Genomic DNA, 21389 nt, shown 5'->3' on the forward strand with positions numbered 1-21389 from the left:
GCCGCCAACACCCTGCTCACCCTCACCCAACTCGCCGAACAAGCACCCGGCACCCGCATCACCTGGGCCGTACGCGACACCTCGGCCACCCGCCTCTACGGCGGCGGCGACACCGACGGCCTGCCCGCCCGCGGCGCCCTCGGCACACGCCTGAAGCAGGCCGTCAACTCCGGCCAGATCGAACTGATCCGCTCGTTCACCATCACCCGCCTCACCACCCCCACCACCGGAACGGTGCAGGTCACCGGCACCACCCCCACCGGCGAGCAGACCGTGAACGCCGACACCATCGTCGCCGCCACCGGCTTCCGACCCGACCTGGACATGCTCCGCGAAGTCCGCACCGAGCTCGACCCCGCCACCGAGGCCCCGGTCAAGCTCGCCCCACTGATCGACCCCAACTTCCACTCCTGCGGCACCGTCCCCCCACACGGCGAACGTGACCTCGCCCACCCCGAAACCGGCCTCTACATCGCCGGGATGAAAAGCTACGGCCGCGCGCCCACGTTCCTGATGGCCACCGGGTACGAGCAGGTCCGCTCCATCACCGCCGCCCTCGCCGGCGACCGCACCGCCGCCGACACCGTCCAACTCGACCTGCCCGAAACCGGCGTCTGCTCCACCGACCTGGCCACCGAGGACGAGGCCGACGGCTGCGGAAGCTCCTGCTCCACCGCACCCGCGACCGAACTCCCATCGGCGGACGAGTCGGACAGCGCGTCCTGCTGCGGCTCCGGCGCGCCGCAGCCGCTCACGCTGGGGACCCCGGTCACCGCCGGCGCGACCGCCGGTGACGGCGCCCCGCGCCTGGGGTTCGCCACCGGCCACGAGCACGGCTACTCCGGCGACACCGAACGCGCGGACGCCTGACACGCGTGGGCCACGACACCCCCGCCTCGGTACCGGCGGCCGACCCGGCCGCCGGTACCGCTCCCAGCGCCCGCTCCGGCAGCGCCACCAGCCTGCGCACCGTCCTCGCCGCGTTGTGCGTCACCGAGATCACCAGCTGGGGCGTGCTCTACTACGCCTTTCCGGTCCTGGCCCCCGCCATCACCGCCGACACCGGCTGGTCCACCGCCGCGATCACCGCCGCCTTCTCGGCCGCGCTCGTCCTGGCCGCCCTCGGCGGGATCCCGCTCGGACGCCTCCTGGACCGGCGCGGCCCGCACGCCATCATGACCACCGGCTCCATCGCGGCGGTCATCGCGGTCATCGGCCTGGCCACCGCGCCCAACCTGTGGTGGTTCAGCGCCGCCTGGGTCCTCGCGGGCGCCGCCATGACCGCCGTCCTCTACCAGCCCGCCTTCGCCGCCCTCACCCGGTACTACGGCCCCGGCCATGTCCGGGCGCTGACCACCCTCACGCTGGTCGCCGGCCTGGCCAGCACCGTCTTCGCTCCCCTCACCGACACCCTGGCCTCCCACATGTCTTGGCGCAGTGTCTACCTCGCCCTCGCCGCCATATTGGCCATCGTCACCATCCCGCTGCACGCCATCGCGCTCCGCCGCCCCTGGCCCGGCATCCGCGAGCACGCATCCGACGAACGCCGAGATGCGGCCCGCCCAATGGCAGGCCGACCGGCCACGGTGAGGGCCGTCATCACCAGCCGCCCGTTCCTGCTGCTCACCGCCGGGCTCACGCTAGGCACGTTCGCGATGTACGCCGTGATGATCAACCTCATCCCGCTGCTCATCTCCCGCGGTGCCGACGCCACCACCGCCGCCTGGGCCCTCGGGCTCGGCGGCGTCGGCCAGGTCGCCGGCCGCCTCGGCTACGGCCCGCTGGTCCGGCGCACCGGTGTACGTTCCCGCACCGTCCTGATCCTGGCCCTGTCGGCCGTCACCACCGCCGCACTCGCGGCCGTTCCCGGCCCGGTCGCCCTCCTGGTCGCCGTCGCCGTCCTGGCCGGCACGACCCGTGGCATCGCCACCCTCCTCCAGGCGACGGCCGTCACCGACCGCTGGGGAGCCACCGCCTACGGCACCCTTTCAGGCGTCCTCGCCGCCCCCATCACCATCGCGGGCGCGATCGCGCCCTGGGCCGGTGCCGCACTGGCCGGCGGCCTCGGCGGCTACCCCGCGCTCTTCGCCGTCCTCACTGTCGTCGCGGTACTCGCGGCCGCCTTGGCGACCGGCAGCATGCCGACCGCCGCCGCCGTCCCCATCGGAGCGGCGAGCGGGTTCAGTCCTGCCAGTAGAACACCAGGTCGCGGACCGTCAATGGGTCGCGGGAGCCGAAGAAGTAGACGGCCAGGCCGGTGAAGGTGGTATCGGCGAGTTCGCCGTCGACGCGCAGGAAGCCCGCGTCGCGGAGGGCCGACGCGGCGCGGGCGTCGTCCGGTACGGCGACGTAGGGGCCGAGCGTGCTCACCCAGACCGTGCCGGCATCGGTGGAGATGACGTGGTACGTCCCGTTCCCCGAGTGCATGTGCCTGCCCACGGGGACCGGTTCCTGCGGGTCGAGGCCCGCGCCGGCAAGGGCGGCGCACGCCGCGCGCAGCCTTTCGTCCTGGCTCTCGCGCGCCTCGTCCGGTGAAGGCGGCGGATCGAGGAGGGCGGCCTCGATCAGCCACAGCGGATCGGTGCCGGTCTGGCCGGGCGTGTACTCCCGGACGATCGCCTCCCGCATGTCCGGCGGCACCCCGGGGACCTCGACCCGGGGCGAACCGAGCCGCTTCCACATCGGACGGATGCCATGGCCGCGCTCGTGCAGGATCGGCAGCGCCCACAGGAACCCCGGACGGCCTTCCTCCACCATCGCCAGCAGCGGCGCGTCCTCGCCGTAGCCGGCGATCAGCAGGTCGTAGGCCCTCCGGCTCACGAGGGCGGACTCGTCGCCGAGGGAGGGGGCTATGTCGCCGCCCGCCCGCCACACGAGACGGAGCCCGAGCAGCCGTTCCGCCGGGCGGGTGCCGGTACGCGCGAGGCCCTCCGGCGAATCGGTCCCGAGCATCGCGAGGAGGGCCGGCAGGCCGCGCCGTTCGATCAACTCGTCGATCGCCTCCTCCCCCGACACCCGCAAGTGCCTCCAGGGGGACGAGGCCATGACGGCGAGAAGGCCGAGCGCCGTGGCGTCGCCCGAGGACGCGGCGTCCAGCAGGGCCCGCGCCCCCAGTAGCTCCGCGACGTAGTAATTGCCCCGTTCCAGCGCGCGGGTCCGGAGCGTGCCGGAGTACGGCCCGCCGGGCACGTCCAGCGCGGCGACCAGAGCCCTGCCCACCTTGTAGCCGACCTCGTTGTCGCACACGTGGGCCACGAGTGCCGTGGCGCGCTCGGCGGGCACCCGGCCCACCAGCGCCTGCGCGCAGCTCTCCCGGCGCCAGAACGGCTCGTCGTCGTCGAGCACGAGATCGGCGATCGCGACGGCCGGAACGCCCGCCAGTTCCCCCGCGACGGCCGCGGCCCGGGGGCGCGCCTCCCACGACGGCAGCAGCGCCCTCAGGCGATCACGATCGTCCGTCATGTGCCGGATCATCGTTCATGCCGTGACCGCCCGCAACGCGATTTCCCACGTCCGAGTGGCTGGAGAAGCGCCGACTTAGGTCGTTCCAGGGGCGACGTTTGGCGGTTACCAGGTGCTTCGGGAATCCGTACGGTCACCGGCATGACGTACCGGACACCGCGCCGCCGCTTCCTGTCACTGACCTCCGGACTGGCCGTCGCCGCCGCCGCTTCGGCACCCCGTGCGGCCGCGGCCGCGCAACACGGCGGCACCTGGCTCATCCGCGACGTGCGCGTCTTCGACGGCCGCCGGACGCGGGGTCGCGGCTCCGTACTGGTCGCCGGCGGGCGCATCGCGGCGTTCAACGGCGGGCCGGCGCCCCGGTCCGCCCGGGTCTACGACGGCGGCGGCCGGACGCTGCTGCCCGGGCTCATCGACTGCCACGTCCACACCTTCGACGGCAGCCTCGCCGACTCGGTGCGTTTCGGGGTCACCACCGAGCTGGAGATGTTCGGCGACCCGGCGGCGCTGCCGGACGCCCGCCGGCGGCGCCGCTCGACCGGTCCGTCCGAGCGGGCGGACCTGTGGTCCGCGGGGGCCGGCGTCACCGTGCCGGGCGGGCATCCCCTCCAGCCCGGCCACGACTTCCCGCGCGTGACGGAGGGCACCGACATCGAACGGTTCGTCGCCGACCGGGTCGCCGAGGGCTCGGACTTCATCAAGGTGATCCTGGAGGACGGCGGTCCGCCGCCGAGGCCGTCGCTGCCGACGCTGACCGGCGAGCAGGTCCGGCGCGTGATCGCCGCCGCGCACCGGCACCGGCGCCGCGCGGTGGTGCACGCCGAGAAGCTCCGGCTCGCGCTGGCCGCCGTCCGGGCCGGTGCCGACGGCCTCGCGCACGCCTTCTGGGACGTCCACGCGACCGCCGAGGACATCGCCGAGTTCCGTCGCGCCGGCGCGTTCGTCATCCCGACCCTGAGCGTCGTCGACTGGGGTCACGGCGCCGAGCGGCTCCTCGCCGATGATCGGGTCGAGCCCTGGCTCAGCGCGACGCAGCGGTACCTGCTCCAGCAGGAGCCCCCGGACCGGCCGGGCCGCCCCGACTTCCTGGGGATCGGCTCGGCCAACGTCGGGCGGCTACACACGGCGGGCGTACCGATCCTGGCCGGCACCGACGCGCCGATACGCGCCAACGTCGGCGGCGCCAGCATGCTGATCGAGGTCGAGCACCTCGTCCGCGCCGGTCTGAGCCCGGCCGCGGCCCTGGCCGCGGCCACCGCGGAGCCGGCCCGCCGTTTCGGGCTGGCGGACCGCGGCCGCATCGCCCCCGGCCTCCGCGCGGACCTGCTCCTGGTGGACGGCGACCCCACCACCGACATCACCGACCTGCGCGCCATCGCCGCCATCTGGAAGAACGGCCACCTCATCGACCGCACCCCCGCGGACTGACCCCTGTCCCCCGCGACCCGTTCCTACCGGGTGTCAGGCCCTCATACGGCCTGGCTCTTCGAGAGCGCGCGGTACGTCGTCGGGCCCGCGGGCGTGGCCGGCTGGAGGAGGAAGCGGCGGTCCAGCCCGGTGATGCGCAGCAGCTTGGCGGTCTGCGCCCGGGGGTTGGCCAGGCGCACGGCGACACCGAAGCCGGTGGCGCGGCGCTGGACGTCGGTCAGCACGGCCAGGCCGGCGGCATCGCAGAAGGTCACCTCGCCCAGGTCCAGGATCAGCAGCCGTGCGCTGTGCTGCAGCGCGCCGAGCAGGTGCGCGCGCAGTGCCGGGGCGGTGGCGATGTCAAGGTCGCCGTGCAAGGTGACGATGGTGTGGCCGGCTCTCCCGTGGGTGGGACTGCTGACCTTGGCATGGGACTGGGCCCGCCGTACCGAGGTGAACCCGCTGTACGCGGCGTACCAGGTCGAGGCGGTTGTGGCGATGCCCTTCGAAGGGGGCGTCAGGGTGGTCATGGCGATCTCCGATCGCTGGTGGGTGGGCACCGGCCCTGTCGGGCCGGCGCGGCAGGCGCGCGCGGCGGGCACCAGGAACGAGCTGGACGGCGTCCCCGCGGCTGGTGCGATCAGAGCAGATCGGACTCGGTCCCCCTGCCCGGGGCCCGGCCGGGGCCGCGCGGGGCGATGGGCGGTTCGGAGATCGGCATGCACTTCCCTGCCGGAGTGAGCCGGTGTGGCGGTTCACCCTCAGGACGGGGATGTCGTCGTTGCCGGATGACCTCACTCTACTCCGAGCTTGTGAAATTGAGAAGTGGCTCGACCGCACACGCCACCCCTGCCCGCACGGGCCCATGGGGCAGGTCGGGACGTATGAGTCAACGGGGCGGGCCGGCCGCGCGCTGCTCCTCGGCCAGGCCGATCAGCGTGGCGGACATCGTGGCGAAGCGGAACAGCTCGCGGGCGGTGGGGGTGTCGAGCGGCCGTTCCCCCGGCCCGCCGAGGACGGCCAGGACCCCGTGGGTCGCCTCGCCGGTCTCCAAGGGCAGCAGCAGGATGGGACCGGCCGGCAGATCGCTGAGGGCCTGCCCCACGGCGATCTGCGTGGACATGGCGCGCCGGGTCCTGAACGCCCGGCCGATGATCGAACGTCCGCTGCGGAAGGTCTGGCCCCGGAGCCGGTCGGCGCCGGCCCCGACGGCGATGTCGATCCGCAGCAGATCGGTCTCCGGGAGGGGCATGACGATGAACGCCAGCCGGGCGCCGGCCATGGAGCGGGCACGGACGGCGACCAGCGTCAGCGCGGCGGTCAGATCGATGCCTTCCAGGACCGCCGTCATCACCTCGAAGGTCGCGTCGAGCCGCCGGCGGCCCGTGGCGGTACGGGCGCTGTTGGCCGTCTTCCACGCGATGGGCGTGGTCTCCGCGCCCGTCATCGCGCCGGCTCCCGTCGTCGCCCCGTTTCGTGAGATCGCGCTCTCCGTCCTGCGCCGGACCTGTCGATGGCGCGCATGCTGGGATTTCCTATCCGGACGCTGGGTCGACGCACCGGGCTCAGCAGGCTCTGGCCAAGGTGATCTGTGCGGCCGGTGAAGTGGCGAGGAAGTGTTGGACGGTGAGGCTGCGTTCCAGTCCGGTGGCGTGCAGCAGCATGGTGATATGCGGCCGGGGACAGGCCAGGCGAAGGGTGATGCCCAGGCCGGTCGCGCGACGCTGGATCCCGATCAGCACGGCCAGTCCCGCCTCGTCGCAGGACGACACCTCTCCCAGATCCAGGATCAGCAGCCGGGCGCTGCGATGCAGCACACCCAGGAGGTGCGTGCGCAGTGCCGGGGCCGAGTCCGCGTCGAGGGCGCCGTGCAGCGCGACGATGGTATGGCCGGGACGCGGGTGGGCGGGCATGCTCACTTCGGGCGGAGGTGAGGCGGCGCTGCGCAGGGCCGTCACAGGTACGGGTGGGTCGAGGGCCATCGCGAACTCCGATCGCTGAGGGAGGAGTCCGCGGCCGACTCCATGACCGTCCCGACCGCCGCGTGGCTGGTGTGGGCGAGGATGATGGGCGAGTTGAAGCGACGGCCGTCGGTGTGGCCCGCGGCGGGCAGGAGGATCGGCCCATCGCGCGGGCCCGTCCGATCGCCGCGATCCGAGATCACGATGCCGTCCCCCTTCGGGGGTGAGCCCGGCGTGGCGGTCGGCCTCGGGACGCGACCTCGTCGTTACCGGATGTTGCCAACCTACTCCATCGACCGCCCGATGCCACCACACCGGCTTCCGAACCGATGCACGCCGGGTGAGCCGGCGCAGGCCTGGCGAGGTGCGCCCGGGGCGTCCCCGAGCGGTCCGCCTATGCTGATCGGTACGGAAGACGGGAGCAGAGTATGGGCAAGCACGAGAATCCCAACACCGACCACATGGCCGAGTTCCGCTCGCTCGACACCGACGGTTCCGGCTACCTCAGCCGGGACGAGCTCATCGCCGCCCTCGCCGCGTCCGGCGACCCCCGCTCGATCGAGGAGATCGACGCCTACATCGCCGCCGCCGACAAGAACGCCGACGGCGAGATCTCCTACGCGGAGTTCCTGGCCGACTGATCCCTCCGGCCTCGCGCGAAGCGCGGCGGCGGCCCGTGCACGAGGCGCGAATGTGCCAGTCTGGCTTGCCATGCGAGTGAAGCGGGTCGCGGTCCTCGTCGTCCTCCCGGCGCTCACCGCCTGCGCGACCGGCGCTCCCCCGGCGTCGCGGTCCCCGGCCGCCGACCGCCGAGGCGTCGCCCACGGAGGTCATCCGCGTCCCGAACGAGGACGCGTGCGCCGACCGGCCGTGGCGCGCCCAGAATCCGCCGTTCGCCGGCCCGGGACCGCACCTCATCCTGCCGATCACCATGCGGAGGAATCTGCCGGACGACATCGCGGTCAGCTTCCTCGGCAAGAGCGGGCCGTACATCAGCGGCGACATCAGGCCGAACAGGGGCGACGACCCGTCCGTCCTGACCCGGGACGACAGGCTCGCGGAGGTCCAGCTGCTCGCCTGCATCAAGGCGGCCAAGGGTTCGGGGCCGATCGGCAAGGTGAAATGCGCCTTCACCGATCCCCCGGGAGTCACCCACACGTTCCCGCTGTACGAGGGCGACTACAAGGTGACCGTCCGCGAGGCCCGCACCGGACGAGTGGTGCGCACCCTGACCATCCCGGGCACGCTGAACGGCACTGACAACTGTCCCGTCACCGCGACCGACACCGGTCACACCGTCCTGCTGCGCGCGCTGGACTGGGCGGTGGTCAGTGACAGGCTGCGCCCTCTCGCGAGCGCGCCCGCACCCTCCTGAGGAACGCCGCCCGGGTTCGCCCGGAACGGCGACCGAGGAGCTCCGCTTCGCACGCGAGCCGCGTGCGCTACGCAGATGGCGTCAGTCGCAGGTGCCGGGCCGCCTGGGCCGTGGTGGCGTTGGCACCGGTGGCCACGGCACCCAGGGCCGCGACGACGAACGTCGCGCGCCGCACGTTCCACGGACAGCGGCTGCGCGCACGGCCTCATGCTGGAGGGCCGGAAAGGCAAAGGCTTGGCCAGTCGCTCGTGATGCGGGCGCGTTCTCGCCGGTTCGGCGTCGTACGCTGCGGCGTCGCGTGTCGTCGAGGGCCGGGGACGCTGGTGAGGAAGTACGCCGAGTGGAGGCGGGAGCGGGGCTCGTGGGTGCTCTGCGAGGAGATCCGCGCGCAGGCGTGCGAGCTGCGCGCTCTCCTGGACGCCGTGCCGGACGGGGCGGGCGGCGCCGATCTGCTGGACGGTGCGCGCGAGGAGCTGGACCGGGCCCGCGGCGTCATCGACTTCGACACGCATCGCCGGGCCGCGTCGGCGTCCCATGTGACGACGGCGCAGGTGCACCTCGACACCGCGCGGTCGCTGTGGCTGCGGACGCTCGCGCCCGCCGAGGTCGAGGCGCATCTGCCGGGGATGCTCGCGGTCGTCAAGGAGCATCTGGCGGCCGGGGACGAGCGCCGGACGGCCGTGGAGGGGCTGGCGCGCGACATGCGTGCCGCGCGGGAGGCGGGGCAGCCCTTCGATCTGCGGCCGTCGCAGCGGGCGGCGATCGTCGGCGCGGTGAACGCGGCGCGCCAGGCCGAGCTGCGCGAGCGGCTGCGTGCCGGGAGCTTCGTCGTCATCGTGCGCTGGGTGGCCGCCTTCCTGTTCGCGCTGGCGCTGGCCGTCGCGGTGCTGTCGGCCGTGTTCAAGACGACGGTGCCGCTGTGCTTCCAGCAGGCCGCCCCGGAGGCGGGGGGCCAGCCGAGGTTCGGGGTGGTCTGCCCGACCGGTGAGTCGGCGGAGCCCGTCGCCGAGCGCGACCTGGGCCGGGAGACCGCGAGCGTCGTGTCGCACCGGGACTACATCGTCGTGGAGTTCGCCGGGCTGGTGGCGGCCGGGGTCGCGGCGGCGTCGGCGCTGCGCAGGATCAGGGGCACCTCGACGGTGTTCGGCATCCCGGTCGCGCTGGCCATGCTGAAGCTGCCCACGGGCGCGCTGACCGCGGTACTGGGACTGCTCCTGATGCGCGGCGGTTTCGTGCCCGGGCTGAGCGCCCTGGACTCGTCGGCGCAGATCATCGGCTGGGCCATCATCTTCGGCTACTCGCAGGAGCTGTTCACCAAGTTCGTGGACCGGCGGGGCCAGGACGTCCTGGACGGCATCCGCGGGCCGGGCGGGCCCGCGCCCGGGCCGGAGACCGGCAAGCCGTGAACGCCCGGGACGCTCAGCCGAGCGCGCGGCCGATGGGTGCCGCGACCTCGGCGTGCGCGAGGTAGCGCTCGATGGCGTGCGGCCGGTCCCCGTTCTCAACCCGCACATCGGTGAGGGGATCGCCGTAGATCGGGCGCAGCGGGTGGCCCAGCGCCACGATGTCGCGGACGTCGTACGCGCTGGTCCACTCCACGGTGGGGCCGGGATGCCGGGTCCCGGGCGGGCGCAGGTTGCGCTGCACCGCCTCCAGGCCGAGCGGGGAGCCGGCAGTGATCCACGCTCGGGTACGGTCCCGTACGGCCGGCTCGTCGAGCAGGTCACGGCCGACCACGGTGCCCAGGCTGTGGGTGACCAGCACCAGCGGGCCGGACGCGGGCACGTCGCGGCGGACCGCGTCCAGCACCTCGTCGCGGGCCCGGGTGAGGTAGACCGCGACGTCGCGCAGGTGGGCGGTGATGATCTCCTGGTCGGCCCGGGTCCGTTCGGCGATCGCCAGCAGGAGCCGGCGGGTCGCGTCCCAGGACAGCAGCCGGTCCGGCGTCCAGCCGAACAGCTCGGGTTCGGCGGCCTCCAGTTCCAGGACGGCCCCCATGTCGGCGACGAGCCGCCGCTCGATCTCCCCCACGTCGGCGGGCAGGTACGGATGCAGCGGGCCCGGCGTGTCGGGATCGGCCGGGAGGCCCTCCAGGTGGGGCCGGTCGGCGCCCGGGAGCGTGGCGGCCTGGTAGAGGATGTTGCCGTAGAACGGCAGCACCACCCGTTCGGGGGCGAGCGTGGGCAGCCCCGCTTTGGTGAGGCCGGCGTTGAGGCCGGCCAGCCATTCGCGGGCCATTTCGTCCGGGATGCGGAACTCCTGGGCGCGGCCGTGCACGAACACGACGGTCGCCGTCATGGTGCCGTCCGCCCTGTCACGCGGGCCCACGGTGTGAATGCGTTGGCGGAGCCGACCAGTGCGGGCCGCAGTTCGGGATAGTGGCGCAGGAGCACCGACAGCATGGTGTTGTCGGCGATCCACGCCATTCCCTCGGGGGTGTAGACCTCGGGCCGGTAGGCGTCGGTGAAGAACCGGTCGGCGTTGAGGCGGCGCGTGGCCATCAGGAGGAAGACCCGGAACGCGGTGTCGCTGAACGCGAAGCCCTGGGGCCGCCGCTCGGCGTACATACCGATCATGAGGTCGACGCGCTCGATGTCGCCGTCGTAGACCGCCTCGATCTCGCGGGCGGTGGCCTCGTCGCCGGTGAGGCCGCGGAAGCTCCGGGCGGGCGGGAGCCGCAGCAGTCTCCGGAACTCGTTGTAGCGCGGTACGCCCAGCTCGCGGGTGCGCAGGATGTCGGTGGCGGCCAGGTCCTGCATGATCCCGTCCGGCCGCGCGAACTCCTGCAGGAAGCGCGGGAAGTTGTGCAGCGTGACCAGGCCGGGGTGGATCGTCCCGAACGAGTACAGCAGGTTCGCGATGCCGTGCCCGCGGGCCACGTCCACGGCGGCCGGGCCCGCCAGGTCGCGCAGGGTGAGGGTCTCGGGCGCCGCGCCCTCATCGTCCGGGGAGCGCAGCGGGAAGTCGTCGGGCACCAGCGGGTGCATGCGGTAGACCGCCACGAACTCCTCGGTGAGCGAGAACGGGACGCCGTCGAGCCGGGTCCGCGAACCCGGGATGCCGCTGATGAGCTCGCCTTCCCCGATCCGGCCGAACAGGCGGTGCGCCCGCTCTCCCGCCAGGCCCCACCAGTTGGCGCGCATGCCGAGCCGGGTCGTGGGATGGCTGATCACCGCGGGCGTCCACTCGGTGGTGTGGATCTTGGCGATCAGCGCCGCGTTGATCAGCCTGGCCCGCTGGAACAGCTCCTCGTCGCCCCAGGTGGGATGCTCGGCGCGGAGCCGGTCGCAGATCGCGTTGTGCTCCAGGACGAACAGCGTCTGCATCAGCAGGATCCCGGCCCAGAAGCCGGGCACCCGCGCCGGATCGGACGCCGGGTCGGTGGGCCGCCACGGCAGCCCGTCCGGCGTGACGCGGAGCCTGCCGCCCTGCCCGGACCTGATCCGGCGCTGGGCCTCGATCCCCGAGCCGTAGAGCTGGGACGCGTCCCACCAGTGGGTCTCGGTGTTCGCCCACGTCGGCGGGGCGGCGCCGGCCGGCATGGTCGGGTCGGGACGGGTCCGCGGCAGCGTCAACGGCGGTGCGGGCCACGGGTCGCCGGGGGCGAGCGGGATGGTCCAGGGGTCCTCGGACGGGCCGGTGCCGTGGCCGAACCAGTCCCGGATCATGAACTGCAACCAGGCGGCGACCAGCGCGTTCACCGATGTGGCCGGGATCAGTTCGGTACGGGTCAGCAGCCGGCGGCTGATCTCGCGGGGGTTCGGCGACATGATCGTGGACGGCGGGTCGGGGAAGGTCGCCGCCGGCGGCACGTTGCGCCCGAACCGGGCGCCGGCCATGCCCATCCGCGGGTCGTCGGGGTGGTTGTGCGAGCCGTCCGGGCTCCGGGCGGCGCGGTCCGCCGGCGCGGCCGGGCGCACCGGAGGGCGGCCGGTGGCGGGCAGCGTCTCGGTGTCGAAGAGGTTCTCCCGGCGCAGGACGTCGCGGAGCCCGACCAGGACCAGCAGGCCGAGCGGTGTCGGCAGGCGGTGCCATCCCACCGTGCGGTCCAGCAGCAGTGCTGCCCGCTGGTGCAGGCGCGCCAGGACCGGCCCGGCGCGCGCACGCCGTTCCCGGCGCGCACGCCGTTCCCGGCGCGCTCGCGGGCGCGGCGTTTCGAGGGCCGGTGCGGGCCGTTCGCGCTGAGCCGTCCCCGTCATGGGATCTCACCTCCGCCTCGTCGGCTCACGTCAAACGTTTCTCGGTCCGGGGTAAAGAGCACAACCCGACACTGGCGAAAACCGGCGAAATCCGAAGTAATTGAGAGATGTAGGCGATTCAGCTCTTATATCGCGACCGAGGTGAATAAGAATGGAATTCTATTTGCAGGAGCGGGAGCAGGAGCACCAGCGGGACGCGGCCGCGCGCCGCGTGGCCGAACGCGTCCCCGAACGCCGCGGGAACGAGAGCGTGCTGGCATCGCCGGGCGGCGTGGCGGCGGCCGACACCGCCGAGCGGATCGCCAAGCGGGTCGACCGGCTCAGCCGGTTCTACGGTGACGGCTCCCTGCGCGAGCCCGGCGGCGCGGTGCCCGGGACGCGGCTGGAGAAGATCATCAACACCGTGGACTACGTGGGCGTGCGCTACCTGGACGCCGGGGTCGCCGCGGCGCGCACCGTCGGGCGGGTGGACATCCGGGACGACGGCGGCAGGCCCGCCGGGTACGGGACCGGCTCGCTGGTGTCCCCGGCCCTGCTGCTGACCAACCACCACGTGCTCCCCGACGCCGGCACGGCCCGCACCAGCCTGATCGAGTTCAACTACCAGGACGGTGCGGACGGCCGCCCGCTGGCCACGACCGCGTACCCGCTCGATCCCGACCGGTTCTTCCTCGCCGACGCCGAACTCGACTTCGCCCTGGTCGCCGTGCGCGCCCCCGCCCACGAGCTGGCGGCGTTCGGGTTCAACCGGCTGATCGAGGCGGAGGGCAAGGCGATCATCGGGGAGTTCGTCACGATCGTCCAGCACCCGCGCGGCGACAAGAAGCAGGTCGCGCTGCGGGAGAACCGGATCGTCGACATCCCCGAGCTGTTCCTGCACTACGCCGCCGACACCGAGCCCGGCTCGTCCGGCTCACCGGTGTTCAACGACCAGTGGGAGGTCGTCGCGCTGCACCACGCGAGCGTCCCGGTGCCGGAGCGCGAGGAGACCGGCGGCTTCGTCAACGAGGGCATCCGCATCAGCAGGATCTGCCGGCTGGTGCGCGAGGCCCCGCTGCCGGACGCCCAGCGCGCGCTCGTCGACGAGCTCTTCGCGCCCGCGCGGACCGAGCAGGCCGTCTCCCTCCAGTCCGCACCGGTGGGCCCGGCCACGGAACCGCCCACTGCGCCCGCACCCGCGCCGGCGGCGGCGCCGTCACCGGCACCGGCCGCCGCGGCGGAGCGGACGGTCACGGTCTCGGTCCCGCTGGAGGTCACGGTACGGCCGGCGGGCCCGCGCGAACCTGAGGCGATCGATCCGGACTACAGCCGCCGGGAGGGCTACGATCCCGCCTTCCTGGCGAGCCCGCTGCCGCTCCCCGTACCATCGCCCGAGCTGGCCGCGGTCGCCTCCGCGGAGCTTCGCTACCACCACTTCAGCGTCGTCATGCACCGGCGGCGCGCGCTGGCGATGTTCACCGCCTGCAACATCGACGGCCGCCTCGCGCGGCGCCCCCGCCGCGAGAGCGACCGCTGGATCCTCGATCCCCGGCTGCCCGCCGGCGAGCAGACCGGCGAGAGGGTCTACGAGGACAACGATCTGGACCGCGGCCACCTGGTCCGCCGGCTCGATCCCGCCTGGGGCACCGAGTCCCAGGCACTGGCCGCCAACGACGACACCTTCCACTTCACCAACGCCACGCCGCAGCACCACGCCTTCAACGCCGGCCGGACGCTGTGGCTCGGGCTGGAGGACTACGTCCTCAACAGCGCCGACAACCACGACCTCGCCGTCAGCGTGTTCACCGGCCCGGTCCTGGCGCCCGACGACGACGTCTACCGGGGCGTCCTGCTGCCCCGCCAGTTCTGGAAGATCGTCGCGATGACCGGGGCCTCGGGCGCGCTCTCGGTGACGGGCTACCTGCTCAGCCAGGCGGCCCTGATCGCCGATCTCGCCGGCGAGGAGGCCTTCTCGTACGGGGCGTACCGGACCTACCAGGTGCCGGTCCGCCGCATCGCCGAGCTGACCGGCCTGAACGTCGACACGCACGTCCAGGCCGATCCGCTCGAACGGCTGGAGGCCGTCCCCGCGCCCCGCGAGGTCGTCAGCCCCGAGGACCTCGTCCTCTGAGGAGTCCCCGGAGGGGCGGGGGCGCGCCTCACGACGCCGCCACCGGCACCTTCTCCCGCCAGGCGGCGCACCAGGTGTCATAGTCGACCCGCCCGGTGACGGGGAGGCCCTTGAACTCCTGCAGCGCCTTGCAGGCGGTCTCGGTCGCGGCGTCGAAGGCGCCGTCGACGGCGGCGATCCGCCAGCCCCTGCTGTCGACCTGGCGCTCCCAGGCGAGGACGTGCTCGCCGGTGGAGCCGAAGTGCAGGATCACATCGGGAGCGTGGGGCGGCATCGTGGCGGGTGCCTCCCAGGCGGCCTTCCAGGTGTTCGGGCCGACGATCCCGTCGACGGCCAGCTCGTGCTCCCGCTGGAAGTTCGTGCAGATCCGCTTGCTGATCGGGCCGTAGTGGCCGTCGGCGACGATGTTCCATCCGCGTTCCCTCAGCTGCCTCTGCCATTCCCTCACGGCCGGGCCGCTCGTACCGGGCGGGTGTTTCATCATCGGCGGCTTGAATGGTGGAGCAGGCATGACGCCTCCCTCTTCTCTGGTGCTTCTCTCGGTCTCCTTCCAGCCAAGCAGGAGACAGGTCGAGGAGAGCCAAACCCGGGACACGTCATGGAATCGTTCGGCCCGCAACGCAACTATTTCAGAAAGTCCCCAGCGGGGAAGTCGTCAGCAGTCTTCAGCAGCCCTTAGCGGCCCTCAGCAGCTAGGACCCGGCGCGGCGGCGCGGGCGTTCGCGGGAACGAATTCCAGCCTGACCGCCTCGGTGCGCGGCAGCAGGACGGCCACCGCCCCCGCCTCCGTCCACTCCCGCGGAACGAGCAGGTACTGGTCGGTGGCGCGGAGCATCAGTACGAGCCCGTCGTACCGGTATTGGAACGCGGCCTCCTTGTTGTGGCAGCGCGTCTCGGTGACTCCGGGCACGTTCAGGCTCAGCGCACGCTCGCTGTAGACGACGGCCGCGGGCAGCGCCGGCAGGTTCTGCGCGAACCTGCGGGCCTGCGAGGTGCCCACGGCCGCGGAGTACTCGCCCGCGGCCCAGAACAGACCGATCGCCACCAGCGTGAACACGATCGCCCACTCGGTGACGGCCGTCGTCGTGCCCGCGGACCGGCGGGCGCCGCGAGGGCGCCGCAGCCCGTTGGCGTAGGCGATCAGCGGCGGGCCCAGCGTGAGGCTCAGCGGGGCGAGCAGCAGATGCTCGGTGAGCACCGTCGGGCGGAAGACGCTGACGATGCCGCCGAGGGTGAGCAGGATCCCGACCCCCGCCAGCACGCAGATCACGGCGCGGACGATCCGGCGCGAGCTGCCCTGCCGGATCCGCCACCGGATCACCGCCCGCGCCCACAGCGCGAGCAGCCCCGCCAGCGCGGACAGCGTGACCGGAACGAAGATCGCGTCCACGCTGCGGAACAGGTAGTCGACGGTCCCGAGCCCGAGCACCGAGGACTCCACCCCGAAGTGCTCGAAGTACCAGGCGGCGTGGGACCAGCCGAAGTAGTAGAGCAGGGCGGTCACCAGCGACGTCGGCGCGACCACGGTGCCGAAGATCTTGCCGAGCCGGTGCAGCCCGGACGCCTGCGGGGGCTCGCCCGCGGAACCGTCCCCGGGCCCGCGGTCCGGTCCGACGAACTCCGCCGGATCGGGGATCACGTCGCCTCCTCTCCCGGCTCAGGACCGCCCGCGCCCGGTTCGCCCGGCGCGCCCGGTTCGCTCGGCGGCAGGTCGGGATCGTCCGACGGCGCCCGGGCGCGGGCGAGCAGGAGCCTGTCGCCGCTCCACGACAGCACCCGCAGGCGGCCGTCGGGGAAGGCGGCGCGGAGGACGCCCGCCCCCGCGTCCTCCCAGCGTCCGGCGGCCTCGCGCGGCCGGTCGTCCGGGCCCGGGCGCAGTTCCACGAACGTTCCGTCCGCCCGGAACTCCAGCCCGTGCCGCGGCCGCCGCGCGGGCGGGAACGGGTGGTCCTCGCGGCGGTACACCTCCGCGCTCGCCGTGTCCTCCTCGCGCGAATGCAGCCACCTGCCGGCCACGCCCGCCGGCACGCTCAACTCCGCCCGGCCGTCCGCTCGTTCACCAGGCCCAGGGCGGTGTGGATCTCCCGCAGGAGCTCCCTGGTCAGCCGCTCGCCGTCGTGCAGGAGCCGCTCCATCTCACCGTCCTGCTCGGACGCGCGCATCACCGGCACCGCCTCGGTGACCGGCTCGGCGGGCGGCTCCGCCGCGCGCGGCGCCCCCGCGACCGAGAACGAGGCCCGCGCCCCTTCCAGGCAGGCCCGCATGCGCGTGCTCTGCCCGTGCGTGAACATGAACATGGCGACGTCGTCGGTGTAGTCCATGTAGTTCATGAACATGTCGCCGTTCGGGCCGTTGCCGCAGCTGATGTGCGGGAACGTGGGCCGGCCGGTGTTCGCGTCGCCCTGCTTCGGCGTGTCGTCGACCTTGTCGTCGCTGGAGCAGGCCCCGTCGTCGTCGCCCCAGATGTGGTACAGGTCCAGCCAGTGGCCGATCTCGTGCGTCGCGGTCCGGCCGCCGTCGAACGGAGGCGCCGCCAGGCCGGTGGTGCCGAACGCCTTGTTCAGGACCACCACGCCGTCGGTGTCCGGCGGGCCGCCCGGGAACTGCGCGTACCCCAGCAGCCCTCCGGTCAGCGCGCAGACCCACATGTTGAGGTAGCGGTCGGCGGGCCAGGCGTCGGAACCACCGGTACGGGCCGACTTCACGCCGTCGTCCCAGCTGAACCCCTGCCGGTCGGTCTCCACCCGCACGATCCCGCCGGTGGGCTCGCCCTCCGGGTCGCGGTCGGCGAGCCGGAACTCGATCCGCGCGTCGGCCACGAGCCGCCGCCACACCTCCGGCACCTTCCCCACGTCGCCGTTGGCGGCGCGGAAGTCCTCGTTGAGCACCCTCATCTGGCTCTGGATCTGCTCGTTGGAGATGTTCTGCTCCGGCACGGCCGGATTGTGGACCACGTGGACGACCACCGGGATCGTCACCACGTCCGAGGTCTCCGGCGTGACCCGCCCGGCCTCGTACTGCATCGCCCGGTTCTCGATGGTCCGGCGATGGGCGCGGTAGGACATGCTCTCGTTGAGAAGCCGCCGGTGCACGAGCATCGTGGCGCACAGATCGCGCGACGGCGGCGGTAATGAATTCGTCTCAGTCATGGAAATCTTCCCCGGAACAATATGGAAGGCGGGCGCTCCACCCCCCTTCTCACGATGCACCCGGAGAGGATCCTCCACCACCAGCACGGAGCATTATTTGACGATTTGGGCGCATATTTAAGGGCGCCACTCCGCCGCGGTCGGCTATGCGTCGACCATGCCCCATTCGCGTGCGGTGGCCGCGTCCATGGGCCGTCCGGTGAGTGCGAGGTAGAGGGTGCGGTGGCGGCCGATCCGCCGCGGCAGGCTGACGGTACCGCCCGCGCCGGGGATGAGGCCCATCGCGATCTCGGGGAGCCGGAAGACGGTGTCGGATGCGGCGCGTACGGTTCCGGCGAAGGCGGGGAGCTCCAGGCCGGCGCCGACGCACGCGCCGTGGAGGCGGACCTCGATGCGGTCGCGCAGCGCGTGCACGAGGCGTCCCGCACCGCCTCGGGTACGGATGAGGTGCGCGCTGACCAGGTCGGGCGTGGTGCCGAACTCGGCCAGGTCGCCGCCGGAGCAGAAGGCGGGGCCGGCGCCGTCCAGGAGGACGCGGACGTCGGGGGCGTGGACCGCGATGGTCAGGGCCTCGACCAGGGCGTCGCGGAGTTGGCGTCCGTAGGCGTTGCGGCGCTCGGGCCGGTTCAGCGTCACGTGCAGGAGGTCGCCGTCGCGTTCGGCCAGGACCGGGTGCTCGGCATCGGGCGGCAGCGGGCGGGGGCCGCGCTCGTCCAGCCAGCGGGCGAACTCGGGGCCGCCGAGCAGCGTGGAGTACGCGAGCGATTCCACGTCCAGCGCGGCGGGGACGGGCAGGTGCTCCGAGGCCCGCAGCACCTGCGCCAGGACCAGTGATGCCTGCGGGTTGCGGCGCACGGCGTCGGCGAGGGCGGCCAGTTCCGTCTCCGGGTCGTCGACGGGGATCGACGCGGACCCGGCGTTTCCGAGGGTGAGGTCGAGCAGGTCGGCGGCCTCGGGGGGACCGTCGCCCAGGCCGATCAGGATGCGGTCGGCGTCGCGTGCCCGGGTGGCGATCCGTTCGAGAACGGCGGGCGAGGCATCGTCCAGTTCGACGGCCGCCAGCGGCGCGTCGCCGAGGTCGAGGGCATCGGCCAGCTCGGGCAGGCTCGTACGCAGAAGATCCACCGGTCGAGAGTAGTCTGACCGCCATGGAACCGGGTGCGGCCTGGGCGCGCAGCGGGATCGTGCCGCTCACCGGCCGTCCCGGCGGGCCGCCGCGGATGCCGCCCGGCCGTGCCGCGGCGCTGGCGGCCGAGCTGGCCGACCGGTTCGCGGCGGTGACCGGCGTCGCGATCGACGGCCCGGCGCTGCTTTCCGAGCGCGCCGCGTTCACCGACCACCGCCGACGCGGCCGGATCTCGGCGGGCGGCTCCTGCCGGCTGCTGCCCACCGCCGACGGGTGGGCCGCGGTCTCCTGCGCCCGCCCGGACGACCCGTCCCTGCTCGGCGCCCTGATCGGAGCCGAGACCGGCGCTGACCCGTGGCCCGCGGTGACGGCCTGGCTCGCCCGCCACACCGGCGCGGAGCTGGCCGAGCGCGCGGAGCCGCTGGGCATCGCGGCGGGCCCGATCGCCCGCCCCGCCGCATGGTCCCCCGACCTCGCGACCGCCGCCAGGCCGGTGCGCGATCTCCTCGTCGTCGACTTCTCCGCGCTGTGGGCCGGTCCGCTGTGCGCCCATCTGCTCGGGCTCGCCGGAGCCCGCGTGATCAAGGTCGAGACGCCCGACCGGCCGGACGGGGCACGGCGCGGCGACCCCGCCTTCTACGATCTCCTGCACGCCGGGCATCGCAGCGTGGTACTCGATCCCGGCACCGCCGATGGACGCGCCGCGCTGCGGGCCCTGGTGGACGCCGCCGACATCGTGATCGAGGCGTCCCGACCGCACGCGCTCGCCCGCTGGGGACTGGACGCCCGCGAGGCCGTCGCCGCCGGAACGGCCTGGATCTCGATCACCGCCCACGGCCGCTCCTCCCAGCGGGTCGGTTTCGGCGACGACATCGCCGCCTCCTGCGGCCTGGTCGCCCGCGACGGCGACGGCTCCCCGCTGTTCGCCGGCGACGCCATCGCCGACCCCCTCACCGGCCTGGCCGCCGCCGTCCTGGCCCTGCGGCCGGAGCCCCGGCTGCACGACCTGGCGATGGGACCGCTGATCGCCGCGACACTCCCCGATCACTCCCCCGCCCCCTCACCCGCCCCCTCACCCGCCGCGTTCCAGGACGGCGACGGGTGGATGATCGAAACCGAACAAGGCGCCCTGCCGGTCGCCGTGCCCCGCCGGCGCTCTCCCGCAGGCCGCGCGCCGCGCTCCGGCGAGCACACCGCCGCCGTGTTGAAGGAGCTGTGAGGTGCTCCTGCGCGACGTGGAGGTCGGCGGACACCGCGCCGACGTCCGTACCGAAGGCGACCGCGTCACCGAGATCGGCCGCCCTCTCCCCCGGCGCCCGGGGGAACCCGTCCTCGACGGCGGCGGCGGAGCCCTGCTGCCCGGCCTGCACGACCACCACCTGCACCTGCACGCCCTGGCCGCCGAACGCCGCTCGCTGCGCTGCCGCGACCGCGCCGCCCTTGCCGCCGCCCTCCCCGCCGCGGCCCCCGACGCCCACGGCTGGCTCCGCGCCACCGGCCTCGCCGACGATCTCGACGCCGCCGCCCTGGACCGGCTGGAACCGCACCGCCCGCTGCGCGTGCAACACCGCAGCGGCGCCCTGTGGATGCTCAACACCCCCGCCATCGCCGCCACCGGGCTCGTCAACGCCGACCACCCCGGCATCGAACGCGACCCCGCTGGCAATCCCACCGGCCGGCTCTGGCGCGCCGACGCCTGGCTCCGCACCCGGCTCCCGCCCCCGCCGCCGCTGGACCTCCCCGGCCTGGGACGGGACCTCCTCCGCCTGGGGATCACCGGCCTCACCGACGCCACCCCCGACCTCGACCCCGCGTCCCTGGACGGCGTACCCCAGCACGTCCACTCGCTCGGCGCCGCCGGCACCGGAGAACGGATCACGATCGGCCCCCGCAAGATCGTCCTGGCCGACTCGGCGCTCCCGTCCCTCGACGACCTCGCCGCACGGATCGCCGCCGAGCACGCACACGGCCGCTGTGTCGCCGTCCACTGCGTGACCCGCGAGGCCCTCTTCCTCCTCCTCGCCGCGTTCGACACGGCGGGAGTACGGCCCGGCGACCGGATCGAGCACGCCGCCCTCGTCCCCGCGGACACCATCACCGACCTGGCCCGCCGCGGTCTCCGCGTCGTCACGCAGCCAGGCTTCCTCGCCGACCGAGGCGACGACTACCTCCGCGACGTCCCCGCCGAGGACCATCCCGACCTCTACCGGTGCCGATCCCTCCTGAACGCCGCCGTCCCCCTGGCCCTCTCCAGCGACGCGCCCTACGGCCCGGTCGACCCCTGGCAGGTCATGCGCGCGGCGGTCCACCGCCGCACCCCACACGGCGACATCGCAGGGCCGGCCGAACGCCTCACCCCGCGGCAGGCCCTCGACGCCTACCTCGGCGCGCCCGGCACGCCCGGAGGCCCGCCACGCCGGGTACGCCCGGGTACGCACGCCGACCTGATCGTCCTGCGGCTCCCCCTGGCCGAGGCGCTCCACGACCTGGACGCGGCCCATATCGCGACCGTCCTCCTCGACGGCGAGCCCGTGAACACCGCCTGAGACGAGACCCGCCGCGCGTCGCGTGGCAGCAGTCCCTTCGGTACGGCCCCTGCC

General features: G+C 73.6%; 19 protein-coding genes and 1 pseudogene. 9 read left to right on the forward strand and 11 right to left on the reverse strand.

From position 1 onward, the window contains the following. Together AB0881_RS18040 and AB0881_RS18045 are read left to right on the forward strand one after the other, a co-directional pair. A pseudogene (locus AB0881_RS18040) lies at positions 1 to 870 on the forward strand (flavoprotein); the annotation flags it as partial. Between the two features lie 5 nt (positions 871 to 875). Then, positions 876 to 2261: an MFS transporter gene (locus AB0881_RS18045; RefSeq protein WP_366618053.1), complete on the forward strand. Its 1386-nt coding sequence runs from the start codon at positions 876 to 878 to the stop codon at positions 2259 to 2261. On the opposite strand, the gene AB0881_RS18050 is transcribed toward AB0881_RS18045, so the two are convergent. Continuing rightward, positions 2182 to 3462 carry a hypothetical protein gene (locus AB0881_RS18050; RefSeq protein ID WP_366618054.1) on the reverse strand — a complete coding sequence of 427 codons (1281 nt, stop codon included), beginning with the start codon at positions 3460 to 3462 and terminating at the stop codon, positions 2182 to 2184. The two genes, AB0881_RS18045 and AB0881_RS18050, sit on opposite strands and share 80 nt — an antisense overlap. Before the next feature lie 141 nt (positions 3463 to 3603). Between AB0881_RS18050 and AB0881_RS18055 the strand changes: the two genes are divergently transcribed. Then, positions 3604 to 4890, forward strand: coding sequence for an amidohydrolase family protein (locus AB0881_RS18055; RefSeq protein ID WP_366618055.1), 1287 nt, complete (start codon positions 3604 to 3606; stop codon positions 4888 to 4890). Between the two features lie 41 nt (positions 4891 to 4931). Here the strand turns inward: AB0881_RS18055 and AB0881_RS18060 are convergent, their stop codons facing one another. The 3 genes from AB0881_RS18060 to AB0881_RS18070 all read right to left on the reverse strand — a co-directional run bounded on the left by AB0881_RS18060 (position 4932) and on the right by AB0881_RS18070 (position 6851). After that, on the reverse strand, positions 4932 to 5399 hold the full coding sequence (locus AB0881_RS18060; protein WP_366618056.1) for an STAS domain-containing protein: 468 nt from the start codon (positions 5397 to 5399) through the stop codon (positions 4932 to 4934). A 359-nt stretch (positions 5400 to 5758) separates the two neighbouring features. Next, positions 5759 to 6316: a GAF domain-containing protein gene (locus tag AB0881_RS18065; protein ID WP_366618057.1), complete on the reverse strand. Its 558-nt coding sequence runs from the start codon at positions 6314 to 6316 to the stop codon at positions 5759 to 5761. A gap of 118 nt (positions 6317 to 6434) precedes the next feature. Further along, complete coding sequence (locus AB0881_RS18070) at positions 6435 to 6851, reverse strand: STAS domain-containing protein (RefSeq protein WP_366618058.1); 417 nt, start codon at positions 6849 to 6851, stop codon at positions 6435 to 6437. Positions 6852 to 7258: 407 nt separating this feature from the next. Here AB0881_RS18070 and AB0881_RS18075 point away from each other — a divergent pair, with 407 nt between their 5' ends. The 3 genes from AB0881_RS18075 to AB0881_RS18085 all read left to right on the forward strand — a co-directional run bounded on the left by AB0881_RS18075 (position 7259) and on the right by AB0881_RS18085 (position 9611). Beyond that, on the forward strand, positions 7259 to 7471 hold the full coding sequence (locus AB0881_RS18075; RefSeq protein WP_366618059.1) for an EF-hand domain-containing protein: 213 nt from the start codon (positions 7259 to 7261) through the stop codon (positions 7469 to 7471). Positions 7472 to 7761: 290 nt separating this feature from the next. Next, positions 7762 to 8205, forward strand: a complete 444-nt coding sequence (locus tag AB0881_RS18080) for a hypothetical protein (RefSeq protein WP_366618060.1) — start codon at positions 7762 to 7764, stop codon at positions 8203 to 8205. A 323-nt stretch (positions 8206 to 8528) separates the two neighbouring features. Further along, on the forward strand, positions 8529 to 9611 hold the full coding sequence (locus tag AB0881_RS18085; protein WP_366618061.1) for a hypothetical protein: 1083 nt from the start codon (positions 8529 to 8531) through the stop codon (positions 9609 to 9611). 13 nt (positions 9612 to 9624) lie between these two features. Here AB0881_RS18085 and AB0881_RS18090 read toward each other — a convergent pair whose 3' ends face one another. Together AB0881_RS18090 and AB0881_RS18095 are read right to left on the reverse strand one after the other, a co-directional pair. Further along, positions 9625 to 10503, reverse strand: coding sequence for a hypothetical protein (locus tag AB0881_RS18090; protein WP_366618062.1), 879 nt, complete (start codon positions 10501 to 10503; stop codon positions 9625 to 9627). Next, on the reverse strand, positions 10500 to 12404 hold the full coding sequence (locus tag AB0881_RS18095) for a peroxidase family protein (protein WP_366618063.1): 1905 nt from the start codon (positions 12402 to 12404) through the stop codon (positions 10500 to 10502). The genes AB0881_RS18090 and AB0881_RS18095 overlap by 4 nt, the downstream gene beginning before the upstream one ends. A 151-nt stretch (positions 12405 to 12555) precedes the next feature. Here AB0881_RS18095 and AB0881_RS18100 point away from each other — a divergent pair, with 151 nt between their 5' ends. Further along, entirely contained in the window at positions 12556 to 14514 is a 1959-nt protein-coding gene (locus AB0881_RS18100) for a DNA/RNA non-specific endonuclease (protein WP_366618064.1), read from the forward strand. A 28-nt stretch (positions 14515 to 14542) separates the two neighbouring features. On the opposite strand, the gene AB0881_RS18105 is transcribed toward AB0881_RS18100, so the two are convergent. The 5 genes from AB0881_RS18105 to AB0881_RS18125 form a co-directional block, all read right to left on the reverse strand. Beyond that, positions 14543 to 15025 carry a peptidoglycan-binding protein gene (locus AB0881_RS18105; RefSeq protein ID WP_366618065.1) on the reverse strand — a complete coding sequence of 161 codons (483 nt, stop codon included), beginning with the start codon at positions 15023 to 15025 and terminating at the stop codon, positions 14543 to 14545. A gap of 174 nt (positions 15026 to 15199) precedes the next feature. After that, positions 15200 to 16153, reverse strand: a complete 954-nt coding sequence (locus AB0881_RS18110) for a hypothetical protein (RefSeq protein ID WP_366618066.1) — start codon at positions 16151 to 16153, stop codon at positions 15200 to 15202. Next, positions 16150 to 16542: a hypothetical protein gene (locus AB0881_RS18115; RefSeq protein ID WP_366618067.1), complete on the reverse strand. Its 393-nt coding sequence runs from the start codon at positions 16540 to 16542 to the stop codon at positions 16150 to 16152. Before AB0881_RS18115 ends, AB0881_RS18110 begins: the two co-directional genes overlap by 4 nt. Positions 16543 to 16544: 2 nt before the next feature. Beyond that, entirely contained in the window at positions 16545 to 17663 is a 1119-nt protein-coding gene (locus AB0881_RS18120) for a zinc metalloprotease (protein WP_366618068.1), read from the reverse strand. A gap of 144 nt (positions 17664 to 17807) precedes the next feature. Then, positions 17808 to 18788: an enoyl-CoA hydratase/isomerase family protein gene (locus tag AB0881_RS18125; protein WP_366618069.1), complete on the reverse strand. Its 981-nt coding sequence runs from the start codon at positions 18786 to 18788 to the stop codon at positions 17808 to 17810. Between the two features lie 23 nt (positions 18789 to 18811). Between AB0881_RS18125 and AB0881_RS18130 the strand changes: the two genes are divergently transcribed. Both AB0881_RS18130 and AB0881_RS18135 read left to right on the forward strand, forming a co-directional pair. Then, on the forward strand, positions 18812 to 20008 hold the full coding sequence (locus tag AB0881_RS18130; protein ID WP_366618070.1) for a CoA transferase: 1197 nt from the start codon (positions 18812 to 18814) through the stop codon (positions 20006 to 20008). 1 nt (position 20009) lies between these two features. Continuing rightward, the gene (locus tag AB0881_RS18135) at positions 20010 to 21335 is read left to right on the forward strand and encodes an amidohydrolase family protein (protein ID WP_366618071.1); all 1326 of its coding nucleotides are present in this window, start codon (positions 20010 to 20012) and stop codon (positions 21333 to 21335) included. The last annotated feature ends 54 nt before the right edge of the window (positions 21336 to 21389 follow it).

Origin of the sequence: Spirillospora sp. NPDC029432 (assembly GCF_040703975.1) — a bacterium.
In the GTDB taxonomy this organism is placed as follows: domain Bacteria; phylum Actinomycetota; class Actinomycetes; order Streptosporangiales; family Streptosporangiaceae; genus Spirillospora.

Excerpts from the sequence above, each read along its gene's own strand:
- AB0881_RS18050 (WP_366618054.1), bottom strand. The coding sequence starts at position 3,462 with ATGACGGACGATCGTGATCGCCTGAGGGCGCTGCTGCCGTCGTGGGAG.
- AB0881_RS18055 (WP_366618055.1), top strand. The coding sequence starts at position 3,604 with ATGACGTACCGGACACCGCGCCGCCGCTTCCTGTCACTGACCTCCGGA.
- AB0881_RS18060 (WP_366618056.1), bottom strand. The coding sequence starts at position 5,399 with ATGACCACCCTGACGCCCCCTTCGAAGGGCATCGCCACAACCGCCTCG.
- AB0881_RS18065 (WP_366618057.1), bottom strand. The coding sequence starts at position 6,316 with ATGACGGGCGCGGAGACCACGCCCATCGCGTGGAAGACGGCCAACAGC.
- AB0881_RS18070 (WP_366618058.1), bottom strand. The coding sequence starts at position 6,851 with ATGGCCCTCGACCCACCCGTACCTGTGACGGCCCTGCGCAGCGCCGCC.
- AB0881_RS18075 (WP_366618059.1), top strand. The coding sequence starts at position 7,259 with ATGGGCAAGCACGAGAATCCCAACACCGACCACATGGCCGAGTTCCGC.
- AB0881_RS18080 (WP_366618060.1), top strand. The coding sequence starts at position 7,762 with ATGCGGAGGAATCTGCCGGACGACATCGCGGTCAGCTTCCTCGGCAAG.
- AB0881_RS18090 (WP_366618062.1), bottom strand. The coding sequence starts at position 10,503 with ATGACGGCGACCGTCGTGTTCGTGCACGGCCGCGCCCAGGAGTTCCGC.
- AB0881_RS18095 (WP_366618063.1), bottom strand. The coding sequence starts at position 12,404 with ATGACGGGGACGGCTCAGCGCGAACGGCCCGCACCGGCCCTCGAAACG.
- AB0881_RS18100 (WP_366618064.1), top strand. The coding sequence starts at position 12,556 with ATGGAATTCTATTTGCAGGAGCGGGAGCAGGAGCACCAGCGGGACGCG.
- AB0881_RS18105 (WP_366618065.1), bottom strand. The coding sequence starts at position 15,025 with ATGCCTGCTCCACCATTCAAGCCGCCGATGATGAAACACCCGCCCGGT.
- AB0881_RS18120 (WP_366618068.1), bottom strand. The coding sequence starts at position 17,663 with ATGACTGAGACGAATTCATTACCGCCGCCGTCGCGCGATCTGTGCGCC.
- AB0881_RS18130 (WP_366618070.1), top strand. The coding sequence starts at position 18,812 with ATGGAACCGGGTGCGGCCTGGGCGCGCAGCGGGATCGTGCCGCTCACC.